The 17,741-nt window shown below is 41.7% G+C and carries 17 protein-coding genes; 2 read left to right on the top strand and 15 right to left on the bottom strand.

Annotated elements, in window-relative coordinates; genetic code table 11:
• Window positions 1-6: 6 nt before the first annotated feature.
• On the bottom strand, window positions 7-2,238 hold the full coding sequence (gene priA, locus BLP54_RS11545) for a replication restart helicase PriA (RefSeq protein WP_090169855.1): 2,232 nt from the start codon (window positions 2,236-2,238) through the stop codon (window positions 7-9).
• A gap of 95 nt (window positions 2,239-2,333) precedes the next feature.
• Here priA and pyrB point away from each other — a divergent pair, with 95 nt between their 5' ends.
• Together pyrB and BLP54_RS11535 are read left to right on the top strand one after the other, a co-directional pair.
• Window positions 2,334-3,248 carry an aspartate carbamoyltransferase gene (pyrB, locus tag BLP54_RS11540; RefSeq protein ID WP_090169813.1) on the top strand — a complete coding sequence of 305 codons (915 nt, stop codon included), beginning with the start codon at window positions 2,334-2,336 and terminating at the stop codon, window positions 3,246-3,248.
• 13 nt (window positions 3,249-3,261) lie between these two features.
• Window positions 3,262-3,699, top strand: coding sequence for an aspartate carbamoyltransferase regulatory subunit (locus BLP54_RS11535; RefSeq protein ID WP_090169811.1), 438 nt, complete (start codon window positions 3,262-3,264; stop codon window positions 3,697-3,699).
• Between the two features lie 42 nt (window positions 3,700-3,741).
• Here the strand turns inward: BLP54_RS11535 and BLP54_RS11530 are convergent, their stop codons facing one another.
• From BLP54_RS11530 to atpA, 14 genes are all read right to left on the bottom strand, one after another.
• Entirely contained in the window at window positions 3,742-5,376 is a 1,635-nt protein-coding gene (locus BLP54_RS11530) for a GH25 family lysozyme (protein ID WP_176754544.1), read from the bottom strand.
• 45 nt (window positions 5,377-5,421) lie between these two features.
• A complete protein-coding gene (locus BLP54_RS11525; protein ID WP_072918289.1) occupies window positions 5,422-5,613 on the bottom strand; it encodes a DUF6472 family protein in 192 nt (63 codons plus the stop codon).
• Complete coding sequence (locus tag BLP54_RS15885) at window positions 5,601-5,777, bottom strand: hypothetical protein (RefSeq protein ID WP_159430896.1); 177 nt, start codon at window positions 5,775-5,777, stop codon at window positions 5,601-5,603. The genes BLP54_RS11525 and BLP54_RS15885 overlap by 13 nt, the downstream gene beginning before the upstream one ends.
• A 1-nt stretch (window position 5,778) precedes the next feature.
• Window positions 5,779-6,270 carry a COG2426 family protein gene (locus BLP54_RS11520; protein ID WP_330386165.1) on the bottom strand — a complete coding sequence of 164 codons (492 nt, stop codon included), beginning with the start codon at window positions 6,268-6,270 and terminating at the stop codon, window positions 5,779-5,781.
• The gene (hisC, locus tag BLP54_RS11515) at window positions 6,270-7,325 is read right to left on the bottom strand and encodes a histidinol-phosphate transaminase (protein WP_090169853.1); all 1,056 of its coding nucleotides are present in this window, start codon (window positions 7,323-7,325) and stop codon (window positions 6,270-6,272) included. Before hisC ends, BLP54_RS11520 begins: the two co-directional genes overlap by 1 nt.
• Window positions 7,309-9,024 carry a L,D-transpeptidase family protein gene (locus BLP54_RS11510; RefSeq protein WP_090169806.1) on the bottom strand — a complete coding sequence of 572 codons (1,716 nt, stop codon included), beginning with the start codon at window positions 9,022-9,024 and terminating at the stop codon, window positions 7,309-7,311. Before BLP54_RS11510 ends, hisC begins: the two co-directional genes overlap by 17 nt.
• Window positions 9,025-9,131: 107 nt before the next feature.
• Complete coding sequence (hslO, locus tag BLP54_RS11505) at window positions 9,132-10,001, bottom strand: Hsp33 family molecular chaperone HslO (RefSeq protein WP_090169803.1); 870 nt, start codon at window positions 9,999-10,001, stop codon at window positions 9,132-9,134.
• Complete coding sequence (locus BLP54_RS11500; protein WP_090169800.1) at window positions 10,001-10,744, bottom strand: class I SAM-dependent DNA methyltransferase; 744 nt, start codon at window positions 10,742-10,744, stop codon at window positions 10,001-10,003. The genes hslO and BLP54_RS11500 overlap by 1 nt, the downstream gene beginning before the upstream one ends.
• A gap of 3 nt (window positions 10,745-10,747) precedes the next feature.
• Window positions 10,748-11,584, bottom strand: coding sequence for a DUF6709 family protein (locus tag BLP54_RS11495; protein ID WP_242870696.1), 837 nt, complete (start codon window positions 11,582-11,584; stop codon window positions 10,748-10,750).
• A 223-nt stretch (window positions 11,585-11,807) separates the two neighbouring features.
• Entirely contained in the window at window positions 11,808-12,752 is a 945-nt protein-coding gene (locus tag BLP54_RS11490) for an alpha/beta fold hydrolase (RefSeq protein WP_090169796.1), read from the bottom strand.
• An 82-nt stretch (window positions 12,753-12,834) separates the two neighbouring features.
• Window positions 12,835-13,260, bottom strand: a complete 426-nt coding sequence (gene atpC / locus BLP54_RS11485) for an ATP synthase F1 subunit epsilon (RefSeq protein ID WP_090169793.1) — start codon at window positions 13,258-13,260, stop codon at window positions 12,835-12,837.
• Between the two features lie 3 nt (window positions 13,261-13,263).
• Window positions 13,264-14,661 carry a F0F1 ATP synthase subunit beta gene (gene atpD, locus BLP54_RS11480; RefSeq protein ID WP_028248520.1) on the bottom strand — a complete coding sequence of 466 codons (1,398 nt, stop codon included), beginning with the start codon at window positions 14,659-14,661 and terminating at the stop codon, window positions 13,264-13,266.
• A 55-nt stretch (window positions 14,662-14,716) separates the two neighbouring features.
• The gene (atpG, locus tag BLP54_RS11475; RefSeq protein WP_090169792.1) at window positions 14,717-15,727 is read right to left on the bottom strand and encodes an ATP synthase F1 subunit gamma; all 1,011 of its coding nucleotides are present in this window, start codon (window positions 15,725-15,727) and stop codon (window positions 14,717-14,719) included.
• 3 nt (window positions 15,728-15,730) lie between these two features.
• The gene (atpA, locus tag BLP54_RS11470) at window positions 15,731-17,740 is read right to left on the bottom strand and encodes a F0F1 ATP synthase subunit alpha (RefSeq protein WP_242870695.1); all 2,010 of its coding nucleotides are present in this window, start codon (window positions 17,738-17,740) and stop codon (window positions 15,731-15,733) included.
• Window position 17,741: the final 1 nt, after the last annotated feature.

Raw genomic sequence — 17,741 nt, 5'->3', positions numbered from 1 at the left:
CTCTTTCTATAATGTATTAATTGGGTCGAAATCAAACCATGTGCTGGTGTTTCGATATTGCTTTTGTTCTAATAAAAATTTATCGATTGCATCTTTAATTCGGACAAGCCTGTCATAATCATCTGCCCTGAGATATATTACCCTGCGGTAAACATCCTTGAGCTTTCCGATATAGGCATCCTCTGGACCCATTATAACAATTTCAGGGTCGGTCCGTCTAATCAGGTCCGCCAGAACATCAGCCTGACCATAGGCATCCTTTTGCTTGTCGCAGCTCACCTGAATACCAAGCATGTGTGAGCATGGTGGATATGACAGAAGTCTTCTGTAGGCAATCTCCTGTGAATAGAAGCTGTCATAATCCTGATTTGCTGATGATACTACAGCATAGTTCTCTGGCTGATAAGTCTGGATAACAGCGATACCTGGCTCAACACCACGGCCTGCACGTCCTACCGCCTGTGTAAGTAGCTGGAAGGTACGCTCTCCACTGTGGAAATCAGACTCATTCAAAGAAATATCTGCTGCGATGATTCCTACCAGTGTAACATTGGCAAAATCATGGCCCTTAACAATCATCTGTGTGCCGATAAGCACATCTGCTTCGTGGGCTGCAAAGGCTGCCAAAATCTCCTCATGACCATTCTTACCTGAGGTGGTGTCAGCATCCATACGAAGTACTCTGGCCTGTGGGAAGGATTCTTTTACAATCTCCTCTAAGCGCTGAGTACCAGCCTTGAAACTGCCGATGTATTTACTGCCGCAGCTAGGACAAATCTTTTCTGCCTTGGTAGTAAATCCACAATAGTGGCACTTCATAATACCGCCATTGTGCAAATGCAGGGCAACATCGCAATGTGGACATTTTAACACATGACCACAAGCCCTACAAGAAACGAAGCCCATAAGGCCTCTTCTATTTAAAAACAGCATGATTTGCTGATTTTTGCTTAATTTGTCAGCCATGAGCTCCTTCAGCCTGCGGCTAATCATGGAGCGATTACCAGACTGCAGCTCTGCTCTAAGATCTACAATCTCGCAGCTGGCCATATCCTGCCCCATAGCTCTATTGTGAAGAGTAATTAGCTGATACTCTCCTGATGTAGCTCTGCTATATGCCTCAAGGCTTGGTGTGGCTGAACCCAAAATTACTGTAGCCCCCGAAAGCTTTGCGCGATACACCGCTGTCTCTCTGGCATGATATCTAGGAATGACTTCTGATTTATAGCTTGGCTCGTGTTCCTCGTCTATGATAATAAGACCAAGATTTGCAAAAGGTGTGAACAAAGCAGAACGTGGTCCTACCATAATGCTAATCTCACCTGACTTGGCACGCTCGAACTGATCGAAACGCTCGCCAGGTGACATGCGGCTATTCAGAATGCTGACCTTATCACCAAAACGGGTGTAGAAACGCATGACCGTCTGATAGGTAAGCGCAATTTCAGGAATCAACACGATAACCTGCTGCCCCATGTTAATCACATGCTCCATAACATCCATGTAGACTTCTGTCTTTCCTGAGCCAGTGACGCCATGTATGAGATATGTCTTGCGGCGTCCTGTATCAATGTCTGCCTTTATCTGCTCTGCCGCTGCTTCCTGTTCTTCATTAAGTGTAATCTGCTTTCTGTTAGCATCTTTATTAAGATGTGGATTACGGAAGGTTCTCACCGATTCTATGTGGATAATCCCCTTCTTTTCCAAATCACGAATGTTTGCTGTAGGAACCTGAAGCTTTTTTGTGGCAAGCTCCCAGTCGAGAGTGTCTACTTCCAGAAGCTCTCTTAAGAGTCGTTCCTTACCAAGGGCGTGACGTGGCTTGGCCATGAGTTCATTAAGCTCAATCTTCGCTTGCTCCAAAGAGATTGCAAGAGCGATTTCCTTCTTCATCTTCTCATTCTCTTTTTTCTTAATAGGAATGACAGTCTTAAGCGCCTGATTCATTGTGCTACCATAATTACGTTTTAAAAAGGCAGCCAAAGAAATAAGCTGAGACTCTATGGCGATACTGTCCTTTACAACTCTCGCAATAGGCTTCAGCTTAGTAACATCGAAACCCGGCTTATCATGGCAATCCACCACATAACCTGTGATAGCACGATTGCCCTGACCGAAGGGAATAACTACCTGTACCCCTTCTGTAACCTGCTCTTCCAACTCATCTGGAATTATATATTCAAATGTTTTATCCAATCTCTCGTGAGAGATATCAATAATAACGTCTGCGTATTTCATAAAAAATATTTTAGCATAAAAGGGTTTTATTTTGAATTCAATATGGTAGAATAAATTGATTTGAAAACAATCATTCATTATCAGGGAGGATACATATGCGTCATCTAATGAGCCCTCTGGACTTTACCAGAGAGGAGCTAGAGCAGCTTATGGACCTGGCGGATGATATTAAAGCTCATCCAAGCTCGTACAGCGAGAAGTGCCACGGCAAAAAGCTAGCTACATGTTTCTATGAACCAAGCACCCGTACAAGACTTTCTTTTGAAGCTGCCATGCTTAATCTTGGTGGTTCTGTCCTTGGTTTTTCTTCAGCTGATTCTTCATCAGCAGCAAAAGGCGAAAGTGTTTCTGATACTATTCGTGTAATTTCTTCTTACGCAGACATCTGCGCTATGCGTCATCCAAAGGAAGGCGCTCCATTAGTCGCTTCTCAGCGATCTCTTATTCCCGTTATCAATGCCGGTGATGGTGGTCATCAACATCCCACACAAACACTTACAGATTTATTTACCATTCGCTCTTTACGTGGCGAAATCAAAGACCTTACTATCGGACTTTGTGGTGATTTGAAATTCGGCCGTACAGTGCACTCTCTTATCAACGCACTTGTTCGTTATCCGGGAATTAAATTCGTTCTTATCTCACCAGAGGAGCTTCGTGTTCCAGAGTATATTCGCGAGGATGTACTAGATAAAAATGGATATGAATATAAGGAAGTAGATTCCTTAGATGATGTTATGGGCGAGCTGGACATCCTCTACATGACAAGAGTTCAGCGTGAGCGTTTCTTCAACGAAGAAGATTACATTCGCTTGAAGGATTTCTTCATTCTCACTCCTGAGAAGATGCGTCTTGCCAAGAAAGATATGATGGTTCTTCATCCACTTCCACGAGTAAACGAAATCTCTGTTGATGTGGACGACGACCCAAGAGCAATGTACTTTACCCAGGCTAAGTACGGTGTATTCATCAGAATGGCGCTGATACTGACGCTTCTTGAATTAGTATAGGGAGGGAATACAAATGCTTAATATTTCTGGAATTCATCAGGGATTCGTACTTGACCACATCAAGGCTGGCGAATCCATGACAATATACAATGATCTTCAGCTTGGCAATCTTGGTTGTGACTGCACCGTGGCCATGATTATGAATGCCAAATCTAACAAGATGGGTCGTAAGGACATCATCAAAATCGAATGCCCTATCGAGCGCGTTGATTTAGATATCCTTGGTTTCATCGACCACAACATCACCTGCAACATTATCAAGGATGATGCCATCGTGGAAAAGCGTAAGCTTGCGCTTCCAAAAGAAATCAAGAACGTAATCTCCTGCAAGAACCCTCGTTGCATCAGCACCGTAGAGCAGGGCCTCGACCAAATCTTCGTATTAACCGACGAAGAAAACGAGGTATATCGCTGCAAATACTGCGAAGAGAAATACACTGGAAAGAAATAAAAAAATGGCTGTGGAAAATCCCCACAGCCATTAATTTTTTAATTATTTTGCAGGTGCTGGTGTTGCTGGAGCCTGAGCTGTTACGATACCTGCTTCGTCTGTCTGATAGTACATGTTGCCAACCTGTACAAGCTGGTTGATTACGAGCTTGCCATCTGCTCCAAAGAGATATGGCTTCTTATCAAGTGTGACAACCTGATTGAATACAAGCTTGCCATCCTTGCCTGCATAGTAGATGCCATCCTTTGTAGCGAAGGTACCTGTAACCATCGCTCCGTCTTCACCGAAGTAGAAGATTCCATCTCCGATAGTCTGCATTCCTGTCTGCATCTTACCGTCAGCTCCGAAGAAGTAGGTTGCTCCGTTGACCTTAATAACGCCAATCTGCATCTGACCCTGCTCGTTGAAGTAATATACTGCTCCATCGATAGCTGTAAGACCTGATACACGGTGAGCATCTGTAGGATCTAAGTAGTAAACGCCAGTAGCATCCTTCCACCAACCCTTGAATAACTTACCACCATCAAGAGGATTGAACATGTATGTAATCTTATCGATTACAACCCAGCCAACCTGAAGGAAGCCCTTCTCATTGAAGTAATAAACATCCTTATCAATGGCATTAAGCCCCTTTACCATATGTCCGTCTGTAGTATCTAAGTAACGAACACCTTCGGCATCGTTCCACCATCCTGTGTAAAGCTTACCATTTTCAGCTGGATTGAAGAGGAATGTGTTTCCGCTAAGCTCTATCCAACCTGTCTGAAGCTGTGCAGCCTCGTTGAAGTAATAAATTCCATTGTCAATTGTGTTGAGACCTGTAACTGCATTAGCTGCTCCTGGAAGGAAGTAGTATGCACCAGTCTCGTCCGCAAACCAGCCTGTGGTGACAATACCTGTAGCAGGATCTGTGTGATATTTAACTCCTGCAATGTCTACCCAACCATACTGCTTACGGAAGTTATTAAAGAAAAATACATTGCCCTGTCCAAGGTCAAGCAAACCAACCTGTGGAATGAAAGCAGTGTAATCCTTAACTGCCACGTTCATATCTACACGACCATTTACACCAGGTACTGCTCCGCCTGAAGAGTACTGCCAAATAGCCCAACCTGCAATATCGTTGTGGTCTGCATACTGTGCAATCCACTTATCGCAAGCAAGTGCAGATGTGAAATGTGCCTTATAGAAATTTGTGTATGTGTAAAGAATTGGTGTGTAACCAGCTGCATTGATAACACTTGCAAATGCATTTGCCATAGCTGTACATGTGTTAGCATCCAATCCCTTTTGAGTCTTGTCCTCAATATCGAAGGCTACTGGGAAATTGATATTGTATCCTTCAATCCACTGTACTACCAGCTGAGCCTCCTGAATAGCTGCCTCTACAGATGTAGCATAGGAATAAATATATACACCTGTACGAATACCCGCTGCCTGAGCTCCCTTTACATTCGCTGCAAAATATGGATCTATTCCACTGTTTGTGCTACCAACCTTAATAAAAGTATAAGTAACACCTGACTGGGCAACTGCTGCCCAATTAATTGCTCCCTGATATTTAGATACATCAATACCCTGAATACCAGCAGCACTAGCTGAAATTGGTGCTGAAACCATAAGTGCTGCTGAAAGCATTAGCGCAGCACACGCCTTTACCAAACGTTTTAAAACCATGAACTTACCCTCCTCAATCATACTAAGTTCATTCTAACACATTTACTAGTTCTGATGTCTAACAACTTTATATTCATCCCCATCTACGAAATATGGACATTCCTTATAGTGTCCTGAAACAAGACGGACATAATCGTCCTCATCCATGTCCATTTCGCAATAATACTGCTCATCCTCTTCGTCCCAGACGAAGTTGTTGCAGTATTCACATGCTGTAGAACTTTTTACACCAGCCATCTGATAAATCCTCCTATTAAAACCGCACAGAGAATTGTTCCAAGCATGATAGCATATTGATATCCTTCATGCTCCTTTCCCCACTTTGTATTTGTAATACCAATGTAGAGAAATAAACCTGATAAAATTGCAACTACGTTTATTAACATATTTGCTGTATCCATACTAAGCTGCCACTCCTATGTAAGCACCAAGGCCTAATGCACAAACTAATCCGATAATACAACCTGCTAATGCAATACCACATACAACTGCAAGAATTGTAGATTTGAAATCCATATCAAGTATTGATGCAGCAAGTGTACCTGTCCAACCGCCAGTTCCTGGAAGTGGAATACCAACAAAAAGCATAAGGGCTACAAAAAGACCACGACCTGCTTTTTCCTGAAGCTTCTGTCCACCCTTTTCACCCTTTTCAAGGCAGAATGTAAAGAAACCACCGATAACTGGCTTATCCTTACCCCACTCAAGAACCTTACGGGCGAAGAAATAAATGATTGGCATTGGAAGCATATTTCCTATTGCAATAATAATGTAAGCAGTAAGCAAATTAAATGTAGGGTCATTTGCCTTGATGAAATATGCTGCTGGAATGGCACCTCTAAGCTCTATAAGTGGTACCATCGAAATAAAAAATACGTATAAATAGTTCTTCATCAAATGATCTCCTTAAGTGAATTTATTAGCGTATGCATCTCCTCATCTGTACCAATACTGATACGAAGGTAATCTGCAATGCGCTCTGGCTTTGAGAAGTGACGGACATAGATGCCCTTCTTTTTAAGCTCCTCAAAAATGTGTACCGCATTTACGGATTCATGTTTTGCAAAAATAAAATTGCTCATTGAATCTGGGAAGGTAAATCCCATTGCTGAAAGCTGCTTTTTGGTCCACTCTCTGGTGGCTATAACAGCATCAACCTTTTCTTTGAAATACTCATCATCCTCTATTGAAGCAACGCCTGCTGCAAGGGTGATAGTATCCATGGTGTAGGAATTGAACGAGAATTTGCAATCAGACAAATACTTTATCAATTCTGGTGAACCGATGGCGTAACCAATACGGTTGCCTGCCATAGCTCTTGATTTTGAGAATGTGCGAACTACTAACACATTATCATATTTATCAGTTAAATCGATGCAGGATTTTGAACCAAAGTCCACATATGCCTCATCGATAATAACTACACATTCTGGGTGAGCCGCAACTATCTTTTCAAAAAATTCTACTGGCTCAGCCACACCTGTTGGTGCGTTTGGATTTGGAATAACTATTCCACCGCACTGCTCCTCATAATCGGTCGCCTTAATTTTAAATGCATCATCAAGTGGCTTCTGAACATAAGGAATCCTAAATAAATCTGCCCAAACATCATAGAAAGAATATGTGATATCTGGGAATAAAACTGGCTTGTCCGAATTGAAAAATGTAAGGAAGCTCATTGCCAGAACATCGTCTGAGCCAACTCCTACAAATACCTTTGAGACATCCTGCATATGATAATCAGCGATTGCTTTTATCAATACCGAGCAGGCTGGATCCGGATATTTTCTAAGTGAATCCATGCTAACATCAGATATAGCTTTACCCACCAAAGGACTTGGTGGGTATGGATTTTCATTTGTATTAAGCTTAATGATGTTTTTAACTTTTGGCTGTTCGCCTGGTGTGTAAGGTGTAACTTTTCTAACGTTGTTATTCCATAACTGCATTTCCATCTACAACTTCTCCCTCTGTAGGTGCTGCTTCTGCTGTCTCTGCTGCCTGTGCCTTTAATGTCTGCAGTACAGTCTCTGCGTTAACAAGGTCCTGATAATTTGTTACAAGAGCTTTCTGCTCTTCAGTAAGTGAATCGTATTTCTGTCTTGCTGCTACTATCTTTGCTTCTGATTCAAGTGTAACTGACTCGATATCAGCAATAAGATTCATAGCATCAATCTGTGGATTCTGAAGACGGAAGTTCTCCTCCTCAGTATCACCTGTGTAAAATACGATTACTGGCCATCCTGCCTCAACGATATCGTAAATCTTCTCTGCCTGTGAAAGTGGAAGGTTTACACATCCATGGCTACCACTAGTCTTATAAATGGTGCCACCGAACTTCGAACGCCAAGTAGCATCGTGAAGTCCTTCACCTAAGTTGAATGGCATCCAGAAATTAACATGTGATTCGTAATTGTCCCCTCTAAGAGTAGCATCCTTCTGCTTGTAGGCAATAGGATAAACTCCTGTGTGGGTGCCGTGTCCCTTTGATACATTACCGGATACACAACTGGTATCAAGTACCATGACACCCTCTTTATAAACATATACATGCTGAGTTGTAAGATTTACCTCAACATATGAATTACCATAATCTTTTTCGCCATGGCTGGTTCCACGATAAAGATATGTGAAATCTCTGGTGACATCCTGGCCTGCTTTTATATCAGCGATGATGGCATCAATCTCACCATCATAGGCTATTCTCCAACCAAATGAACCTGCTGGTACTTCGATTTCTTCACCCTCAGTAGTAACGAACTGTTTCTTCTTTCCATAGGTGTTGTACTTATCGCCCATGGAATTAACATACTCACCGATAGCTTCTCTATCAAAATCAATCTTAAAGTCCTCATCCCATTTGAAGAACTTAGCCTTAACCTCTGTAGGAATCTCTTCTGTGATACCCTCACCTAAATCATAGTGAATATTAACATCCATGTATTTATTAAGAAGGGCTGTGGCTTTATTAATATTAACATCCTCAGCCTTAACTGCTGGCTTGTGATAGCAGGTACCATCTGAAAGATTAATCTTTGTCTGAAGATTCTCTACTGCGAAGATGATTGCCTCTTCTACACCCTCAGCATCGATTACGTCACCGTAAACCTCATCTACAATAACAAACTTGTCACCATCAAATTTGATGTATGCATTTTCTGATTCCTTTGTAGATTTCTGATGGCTAAAATCAAGGCTTGAAACAACCTTCTTAACCTTTTCTTCATCGTAGGCATTACCTGTTTTTGTGTAATTTTCTGCTGGTACAAAAAGACGACCAATCCAATTCATACCAGTCTGCTGATCCAGAAGATACTGAACCTCATCAACCTGATAATTAACCTCTACTCCAAGGTCTGCTGCACTAACCTCGTTCACAACATCCCCTTCGTCATTTATGAAAGTGATAGTGTATTTATCTGCATTTGAAAGAATCTTTTCGTAAGCACCCTCTGCTGTTCTAAAAGAGGCGCCAACGCCGTTAACCTTGCTTCTAATATAGAAGTGATTCTCGAAGAAAACGCTTCCAGCCAAATACACAAATAAAACAATGCCTGCAATAATTTCTATTCGAAGCATTGTTTTCTTATCTAAATAAAATCTATGAGCTTTCTTTTGAGCTTTTACTTTTCTCTTTACTCCACTCATTATCTATATTCCTCTATAAATAAGTATATACTTGTTCCGTGTGTTAGTTTACAGGAAAAACAGAAGTAAAAAATACTAAAGTTTGTCCTGCAAAACCACATATATCATTAATTTTTCCTAAAGCTCTTTAATTCATCGATAGCGAACTCATAAGCCTCATTACAGAACTGGCATCTTACCTCAACAGGCTTGCCATCCGCAATGATGTCGTCCATGTCTTCCTTACCAAGAGAAGCAAGACTCTTAATAACTCTGTCTCTTGAGCAATCGCACTTGTAGCATACCTCGTAAGTCTCCTTGAAATCGATATCAAGACCTGCAAGAACTGTCTCAAGCATCTGCTCAGGTGTCTTTCCAGATGAAAGCATATCTGTTACAGATGGAAGTGTCTGAAGGTTTTCCTCAAGCTTTGCAATAACTTCCTCAGATGTGAAAGGCATAAGCTGAATAATAAATCCACCTGCACAATTTACAGTATTGTCTTTATTCATAAGAACTCCAAGACCTACAGAGGATGGAATCTGCTCTGATACTGCATAGTAATATGTAAGATCCTCTGCAATTTCACCTGTCTGAAGCTCTACTGTACCAACATATGGCTCCTTGAGTCCCATATCCTTGATAACTCGCATGATACCAAGATCGATAGCACCACCTACATCAAGCTTTCCGTTCTTAGGAGGTAAATCTACAACAGAAACATTAGGGAAGCCCTTAACCTCACCCTTGCTGTTTGCTGTTACTGTGATACCCTTCATTGGACCAGAACCCTGAATCTGAAGAGTGACTAAATCATCCTCTCCCTTAAGCATAACACCCATCATTGAGCCTGCTGAAAGCATACGGCCAAGGGCTGCTGTAACTATTGGAGAAGTGTTGTGGCGCTCGCGAGCCTCCTCAACTAAATCCTTGCTTGTAATTGCAAATGCACGGATGGCATCGTTTGCTGCTGTTGCTCTAACTATATAATCACTCATTATTTTGTTACCTCTCTTGCTATAAAATACAACCTGTCACTATCCTCTGCCGGTGCAGACATAGTGGCAACATCTAAAATATCTAAAAGCTCTAAACCACTTTCTTTAATGGCTGCTTTGATTTCATCAATGGAAAATGCATGCTGAAGATGCTCCTCCTCATATCTGTCGAAGGTACCTTCTTCATTCTCTTCATAAATCGTAAGGTAATATGCATTATCTCGTGTCTCAGGGTCGTAATCATTTTCCCAGATAAAGCTGCCTTCTTCACGATTCTCAGCTATGGTACTACTACCAAGCTGCTGATAAAAATGCTCAGTCTTTACATCGAAAATAAAGAGCCCCTTTGGATCCAGATAATTGTTTGCCAGCTTACATACTGTAAGCAGCTCTTCGTAATTACGAAGATAATTAATACTGTCACAGAGACTGACAACTGCGCCAACTGTACCATACAGCTCGAACTCGCGCATATCCTGACATAGATAAAGGATCCCCTCGGAATCCTCAGCTGTCATTGCCTCCATAAGCATATCATAGGAAACATCAATGCCAATCATATCGTAGCCTGCTGCCTTGAGCCTTCTGGTAATCTGACCAGTGCCACAGCCAAGGTCGCAAACTATCTCCATTGGCATATTGTATTTTTCAAATAATGTCTTTATATTTTCCGCCCATGTATCGTAAGGTACATTATCCATGTATCTGTCATATACACTGGCAAAGCTTGTATAAGCTTCCATCTTCTATACCCTCTTAGATAAAAAGCCTGATATCTTTCTAATAATTTCAAAATCGTCCTGAATCTCTTCCACCTTGAGACGATTCTCCTCAGAGAAGCCCACCAAAATATCATGATTAGCCTCTGCCAAGTAGTCCATGATACCGTCAATATCACTCTTAATATTCTTAGGGCACTTGATGTAATGACGCTTAGCCGCTGTGATATAAAGAGTGTAGGTGATTGAAAAGTGATGCCATAGGAATTTGTGCATAGTAGAATACTTATAAATCCAAATGATGGCATCAATAGGAACAATAGCCACGCCATAGCTGCTGGTCTCAATGAAGTAATGCTCAGTAATGAACATATCCTCAGTTGCTAACTGTGGAAGTGTGGCAAGCTCTTCCTCTGCCTCAGCAAGAATCTCCGCTGGACGTCCATAAGCCCTGGTCTTTTGGACAGGAACAGATAATACAGGAAAAGCTATAAAAAGACAATATATAATAATGGATATCAAACTATAAAATCCGCATACTACATAGAAAAACTCAAAGGCTTCTGACACAAATCCAGTGGCATCTGGCTCTGAAATAGTGTAGCTGGAAACAGTGGACATAATGCCATCCTCGCTCCAGTTAAGATCTCTGGCCAAATTCGAAAGAAGGGATCTTGCAGCTTCTGACTCATATAAAACCTCGCCCTTAACTGTAAGCTCTTCTATTGTAGGTGCACCCTGCTCACAGGTATCTGGATCTAACAGAACGATGACACACTCTGGACCAAGCATGGTGTAGTAATAATATCCTCTGGTTCTGTCCAGCCACTTGCTGGTGTAGCCTGTAAAATAAAGATTAGACATCTTGAATCTGCCATAAGTCTCTTTATTGTTATAGAGTTGATACAGACTGACGCTGTCAGCTGAATAATTTCGCGGAAACAGCATGTATCGCACCGGGAAAATCACAGCTAATGCCAGAAGTATAACTAAAAATATGATAGGAGCATAAAGCCTATTTTTGTAATATGATTTTATTGACCTTGTAATTAAATGCTCCAGTGAATCCATATATACTCCAAATTAATTATCTATGTGTCTCCAACCAGTGATAGATGTCCTCAAAAACCTGCTGACGATCCATCTCATGGAGGATTTCATGTCTGTCTCCCATATAGAGCTTCAAAGTAGCATCCTTAATTCCGCCCTTCTTGAAAGCCTCGAAGGCAGCTGTAGTGCCTGCGCCAAGATTTCCAACTGGATCAGAATCGCCTGAAACCACAAGTAGCGGCATACTTGAACGCATCTTTGAAACACACTCAGGAGTGGCAACATATTTAACTGCCTCAGCCAATCCCTTATAGGCATTAACTGTAAACAGGAATGTACAATATTTATCGTGGTAGTATCTCTCTACCTCTTCAACATTCTTGGTAAGCCATGAATTGCCATAATCCTTACCATAACAATCATACTTTTTATAGGGGGCACTATAACTCATATCCCTTACCAAAGTACTTCTATAATTCTTTCCTCTAAATAAAGAAATAAACTTAATAACTGCCAAGCCACCATTACATGTAGCAGCTGACTCCTGACCAGTACCCATAATAATGGCGCCACTCATAGCTTCGATATATGCAGACTTTACTGAAAGGAACTTTCTAACCATGTATGAACCCATAGAATGTCCTAAAATAAAGTATTTTAAAGATGGATAAGCTTTTCTTGTCATTGAATAGTGGGTGTAAATATCCTCCACCATATCATCTGATGGATGAACACCAGTCATAACGCCAAGCTCTTCTTCACTAGTAACAGAATGACCATGACCGATGTGATCATGACCAACAACTACATAACCCTTTTCTGCAAGAAATGTAGCAAACTCATCATATCTTTCAATATATTCAAGCATTCCATGGACAAGCTGCAATACTGCAACTGGCTCACCCTCTGGAAGCCATTTTCTACAGTGAATTACCGAATGGCCATCGGCTGAATTAAATGTATATTCCTCTTGCCTTATCATACCATTTCCTCCCAAAAAAAATGATAACTACCCATACTCCGAGTAGTTATCATTTTAAGGTATTTTTAAGGTATATTCAACGTTATATTTTGTATAGATTCTTCGCTCCAGCGCCTTTAAGTCGCGCCATAGCACGAGCCATATTGTTTGTAGAAATCTGGTAGTCGATACGACTCTGTCTCTGCTGAAGCTGTTCCTGTGCTCGCTCAAGCGCTTCCTGAGCACGGAAGGTATCAATATCCTCTGGACGCTCACATGAATATGCAACTATTACAACGGAACCATCTGGCTCAACTGTAACAAGTCCATCGGAAATAATAGCATTTCTCTTCTCGCCATCACCTGTTGTGAAGCGGATGTTACCAATCTCCACAATACCGGTAAATACCTCGTGATGATTAAGAATAGCATACTCACCATCGGAACCTGGAAATACTAATATCTCACATGGGCCGTCGTAGAAGATTCCATCACAGGCAATTATTTTAAGATTAAATAAAGATGCCATAGATTACTCCTTTGCAAGGTCTGCTGCCTTCTTCTTAACATCTTCAATTGTACCTACATTGAAGAATGCTGCCTCTGGATATTCATCCATCTCACCATTTAAGATAGCCTTAAATCCACGAACTGTCTCTTTTACAGTAACGAACTGCCCCTTTACGCCTGTGAAGTTCTCAGCAACTGAGAATGGCTGTGAAAGGAAACGCTGTACCTTACGGGCACGATATACTGTAAGCTTATCCTCGTCTGAAAGCTCTTCCATACCAAGGATGGCGATGATATCCTGAAGCTCTTTATACTTCTGAAGAATTTCCTGTACGCCACGAGCAACTGCATAGTGCTCCTCACCAACAACATCTGGCTCAAGGATACGTGATGTTGACTCAAGTGGATCAACAGCTGGATAAATACCCTGCTCAACAATCTTACGCGAAAGAACTGTTGTAGCATCCAAGTGTGAGAATGTAGTAGCTGGTGCTGGGTCAGTTAAATCGTCGGCTGGTACATAAACCGCCTGAACTGAAGTGATCGAACCGTTCTTTGTAGAAGCGATTCTCTCCTGAAGCTCACCTAAGTCGTTTGCAAGTGTAGGCTGATAACCTACAGCTGATGGCATACGGCCAAGAAGGGCTGAAACCTCAGAACCTGCCTGTACGAAACGGAAAATATTATCAATGAATAAAAGCACATCCTGATTCTTAACATCACGGAAATACTCTGCCATTGTGAGTCCTGTCTCAGCAACACGCATACGTGCTCCTGGTGGCTCGTTCATCTGACCAAAGACTAAGGCTGTCTTATCAAGAACGCCTGACTCAGCCATTTCTGTCCAAAGGTCATTACCTTCACGGGAACGCTCTCCGACACCTGTAAAGATGGAATAACCACCACTCTCTGTAGCGATGTTGTGGATAAGCTCCTGAATAAGTACGGTCTTACCTACACCGGCACCACCGAAAAGTCCGACCTTACCACCCTTAGCATAAGGAGCAAGAAGATCGATAACCTTGATACCTGTTTCAAGCATCTCAACAACTGGACTCTGATCCTCGAAAGTAGGTGGCTCACGGTGGATACTCCAATGCTCCTCGTTATCAAGCTTCTCACCCTTATCAAGAGTGTCACCGAGAACATTGAATAATCTACCAAGAGTACATTCACCAACAGGAACAGTAATGCTCTCTCCTGTAGCTACTACCTCCATATCGCGGGCAAGTCCCTCAGAAGGTGCAAGTAAGATACATCTTACAACACCAAGACCGATGTGCTGAGAAACCTCCATTACTCTCTTTTCGTCCCCTACCATTACGTAAAGGGCATCTCTGATGGCAGGAAGGTCATTCCCTGAAAATTCTACATCTACGACAGGTCCTGAAACCTGTACGATTTTTCCTTTTAATTTCATGTTTGTTCCTTTCCTAATGTAGAACTGCCTACAAAAAATTTGAAATCAAAAACCTTTACTTTTTTGCTTTCTTCTTTTTCAGTGCCTTAGCACCGCTAATTACCTCAGTAATTTCCTGGGTAATAGCAGCCTGACGCACTCTGTTGTATTCAATAGATAGTTCACGAAGAATTGCCTCTGCATTATCTGTAGCGGACTGCATAGCCATCATACGGGCGTTTTCCTCACTGGCTGAACACTCTACAAGCGCTCCATAAATGAAGCCTGTAAAATTATTGTGAACCAGCTGTTCCAAAACAGCCTTAAGTGATGGGAAGAATGGCATCCATTTGTCGCCACCCTTTGTTACAGCCTCGTACTCGTAACTGTTAATTGAGTGAACGTGCTTAACTCCGGATTTCATTTCCTGAGCAGCCTTACCTGTTCCCTCAATATCCTCCTCAATCTCTTTAGCCTTTTCCTTAATGAACTTGTGTGTTCTAAGAGGAAGAAGACGTTCTACACAGGTTTCCTCTGTTACAGAATTAAGCATCTTAGTGTAGACAACATCAATTCTGTCCAGCTCGCCATTGTTATACTTTTCAATCATGTACTCTGAGATAACTCTGGCTCTGTGCATGGATGGATTATTTGAAGAAAATCTAAAATTCTCATCCACATTGTAGCCGCCGTTAAGGAAGAAATTTCGTCCCACCTCACCAACAACAAACAATGTGTACTCATCCTTTTGCAAATCAGAAATTCGATCAAGGGCCATCTTAATGGCGTTATGGTTATAAGCACCAGCCATGCCCTTATCACCAGTGAAAACAATGAAGCCTCTGTGTTTTAAACACTCCTGCTCATCCTCCACACGATTATCAATATATATATGTCTGATATCTGGGAAATGAACAAGGTTCTCTGCAAGCTCTCGCTGAACTGCATCGAAGAAAGGCTCTGTATCGGCAAGCTTCTGCTTTGCCTTTCTAAGTTTCATTGAGGACATCATGTACATGGCATTGGTAATCTTCATCGTATCCTGAATACTATTTATTCTATTCTGGATTTCTTTTGTACTTGCCATAGCTTACTCCTGATTGTTTTTAAACTCAGTAGCTGCCTCGATGATACTTTCCTTTAACTCATCTGTCATATTCTTAGTTGAATTAAGCTGATTGATAATATCGCTGTGCTCTTCATGGAAGAAAGCAAGCATATCTAATCTGAACTTCTTAATTGCCATAACATCTAAATCACTAAAAATATGTGCATTTGCGGCCACAAGAATAATAACCTGTTCTGCCATTGAGAAAGGTCTGTTAAGTGGCTGCTTTAAAAGCTCCATAAGAGCACGTCCATGAGCAAGCTGCTTCTTTGTAGCATCATCAAGATCTGATGAGAACTGTGTGAAGACTTCCATCTCACGATACTGAGCCAAATCAATACGAATTGAACCTGCGGCCTTCTTCATAGCCTTAGTCTGAGCTGCACCACCTACACGGGATACAGAAAGACCTACGTTAACCGCTGGTCTCTGTCCTGCGTTGAACAGCTGTGACTCAAGGAAAATCTGACCATCAGTAATTGAGATTACGTTGGTAGGGATATATGCTGATAAATCACCTGCCTGTGTCTCAATGATAGGAAGGGCTGTAATAGAACCGCCACCTGCCTCTGGGATAATTCTAGCTGAACGCTCTAATAATCTTGAGTGTAAGTAGAATACATCACCTGGATATGCCTCACGTCCTGGAGAACGCTCAAGCAAAAGTGAAATAGCACGGTATGCAACTGCGTGCTTTGATAAATCATCATATACAATAAGTACGTCCTTGCCTGAATACATGAAATATTCTGCAAGAGCTGTACCTGCATATGGTGCAATATACTGAAGTGGAGCTGGATCTGCTGCTGTGGCACTAACGATGATAGTGTAATCCATAGCACCGTGCTCCTTTAATGTATTAACAAGCTTTGCAATTGTAGATGCCTTCTGTCCGATTGCAACGTAAACGCAGACAACATCCTTGCCCTTCTGATTGATAATTGTATCTGTAGCAATTGATGTCTTACCTGTTTGTCTATCACCAATGATAAGCTCACGCTGACCACGTCCGATAGGGAACATTGAATCAATAGAAAGAAGACCTGTCTCCATAGGCTGGCTAACCGATTTTCTATCTACGATGCTTGGTGCTGGGCACTCAACTGGTCGGAAGCCATCTGCATCGATTTCTCCCTTACCATCGATAGGAGTACCAAGAGCATCTACGATTCTTCCAAGGAAGCCCTCGCCAACAGGAATACCAGCCATCTTGCCAGTACGTACTACCTTTGAGCCTTCCTTTATATCTACATCGCGGTCGAAAAGGATAATACCGATTTCATCACGACGAATATCCTGAACCATACCTTTGACACCACAGTCAAAGATAACAATCTCACCATAAAAAGCGTGGTCGATACCATTTACGTTGACGATACCATCACCAACCCATTTAACGATACCAACTTCCTTATCCTTAACCTCAAAATCATCAATACTTGATCTTAAGATGGAAAGGATATTTTCATCTACTGTACTCTTCTGAACAGCCTCGTTAATCTTCTGTGAAAGCTGCTCGATACGGCTCTGCTCACTCCAGTCATACTCTCTTGAGCCAACTGTAAGAACGAAACCACTCTTAAGTGAAGGATCTTCCTCCTTCTTAATAAGGATATCCTCACTGCCAAATTCCTTTGCAAGGAACTTTCTGATTCCTGCAAGCTGCTCATCTGTAGGTGCTGTAACATATTTAAGTGTTGCATATTCAATGCTTTCACCCTGATTTTCAAGGAATGCCTTGTAATCAGAAACGATTTCACCAAATGAGTCAAAATCACCATTATCGCAAAGTAGTTTCATAAAATCTCTAATTTCACGTGGAAAGATTTTATCAACTATCATGTGCTTTTTAGTGTCAGGCACAGTAGGATCCGCGAGTTCCTCACCGATTGCTGGTATCATCTCAATGATAGACGCAGCATTCTGCAGATGAGATCCCGCATTTTTGATACTATGTAAATCACTAATGTAATTAAAAGACTTATCTGTCACT

Source organism: Pseudobutyrivibrio sp. 49, from assembly GCF_900100545.1.
Lineage (GTDB): Bacteria > Bacillota > Clostridia > Lachnospirales > Lachnospiraceae > Pseudobutyrivibrio.
The sequence above is the reverse complement of the archived record's forward strand: the minus strand, read 5'-3'. Positions and strand labels throughout refer to the sequence as shown.

Coding starts and splice junctions, on each gene's coding strand:
- priA (WP_090169855.1), bottom strand. CDS start 2,238: ATGAAATACGCAGACGTTATTATTGATATCTCTCACGAGAGATTGGAT.
- BLP54_RS11495 (WP_242870696.1), bottom strand. CDS start 11,584: ATGTCTAATCTTTATTTTACAGGCTACACCAGCAAGTGGCTGGACAGA.
- BLP54_RS11500 (WP_090169800.1), bottom strand. CDS start 10,744: ATGGAAGCTTATACAAGCTTTGCCAGTGTATATGACAGATACATGGAT.
- BLP54_RS15885 (WP_159430896.1), bottom strand. CDS start 5,777: ATGGATACAGCAAATATGTTAATAAACGTAGTTGCAATTTTATCAGGT.
- BLP54_RS11510 (WP_090169806.1), bottom strand. CDS start 9,024: ATGAGTGGAGTAAAGAGAAAAGTAAAAGCTCAAAAGAAAGCTCATAGA.
- BLP54_RS11520 (WP_330386165.1), bottom strand. CDS start 6,270: ATGAAGAACTATTTATACGTATTTTTTATTTCGATGGTACCACTTATA.
- BLP54_RS11535 (WP_090169811.1), top strand. CDS start 3,262: ATGCTTAATATTTCTGGAATTCATCAGGGATTCGTACTTGACCACATC.
- pyrB (WP_090169813.1), top strand. CDS start 2,334: ATGCGTCATCTAATGAGCCCTCTGGACTTTACCAGAGAGGAGCTAGAG.
- atpD (WP_028248520.1), bottom strand. CDS start 14,661: ATGAAATTAAAAGGAAAAATCGTACAGGTTTCAGGACCTGTCGTAGAT.
- hisC (WP_090169853.1), bottom strand. CDS start 7,325: ATGCAGTTATGGAATAACAACGTTAGAAAAGTTACACCTTACACACCA.
- BLP54_RS11530 (WP_176754544.1), bottom strand. CDS start 5,376: ATGGTTTTAAAACGTTTGGTAAAGGCGTGTGCTGCGCTAATGCTTTCA.
- BLP54_RS11525 (WP_072918289.1), bottom strand. CDS start 5,613: ATGGCTGGTGTAAAAAGTTCTACAGCATGTGAATACTGCAACAACTTC.
- atpC (WP_090169793.1), bottom strand. CDS start 13,260: ATGGCATCTTTATTTAATCTTAAAATAATTGCCTGTGATGGAATCTTC.
- BLP54_RS11490 (WP_090169796.1), bottom strand. CDS start 12,752: ATGATAAGGCAAGAGGAATATACATTTAATTCAGCCGATGGCCATTCG.
- atpG (WP_090169792.1), bottom strand. CDS start 15,727: ATGGCAAGTACAAAAGAAATCCAGAATAGAATAAATAGTATTCAGGAT.
- hslO (WP_090169803.1), bottom strand. CDS start 10,001: ATGAGTGATTATATAGTTAGAGCAACAGCAGCAAACGATGCCATCCGT.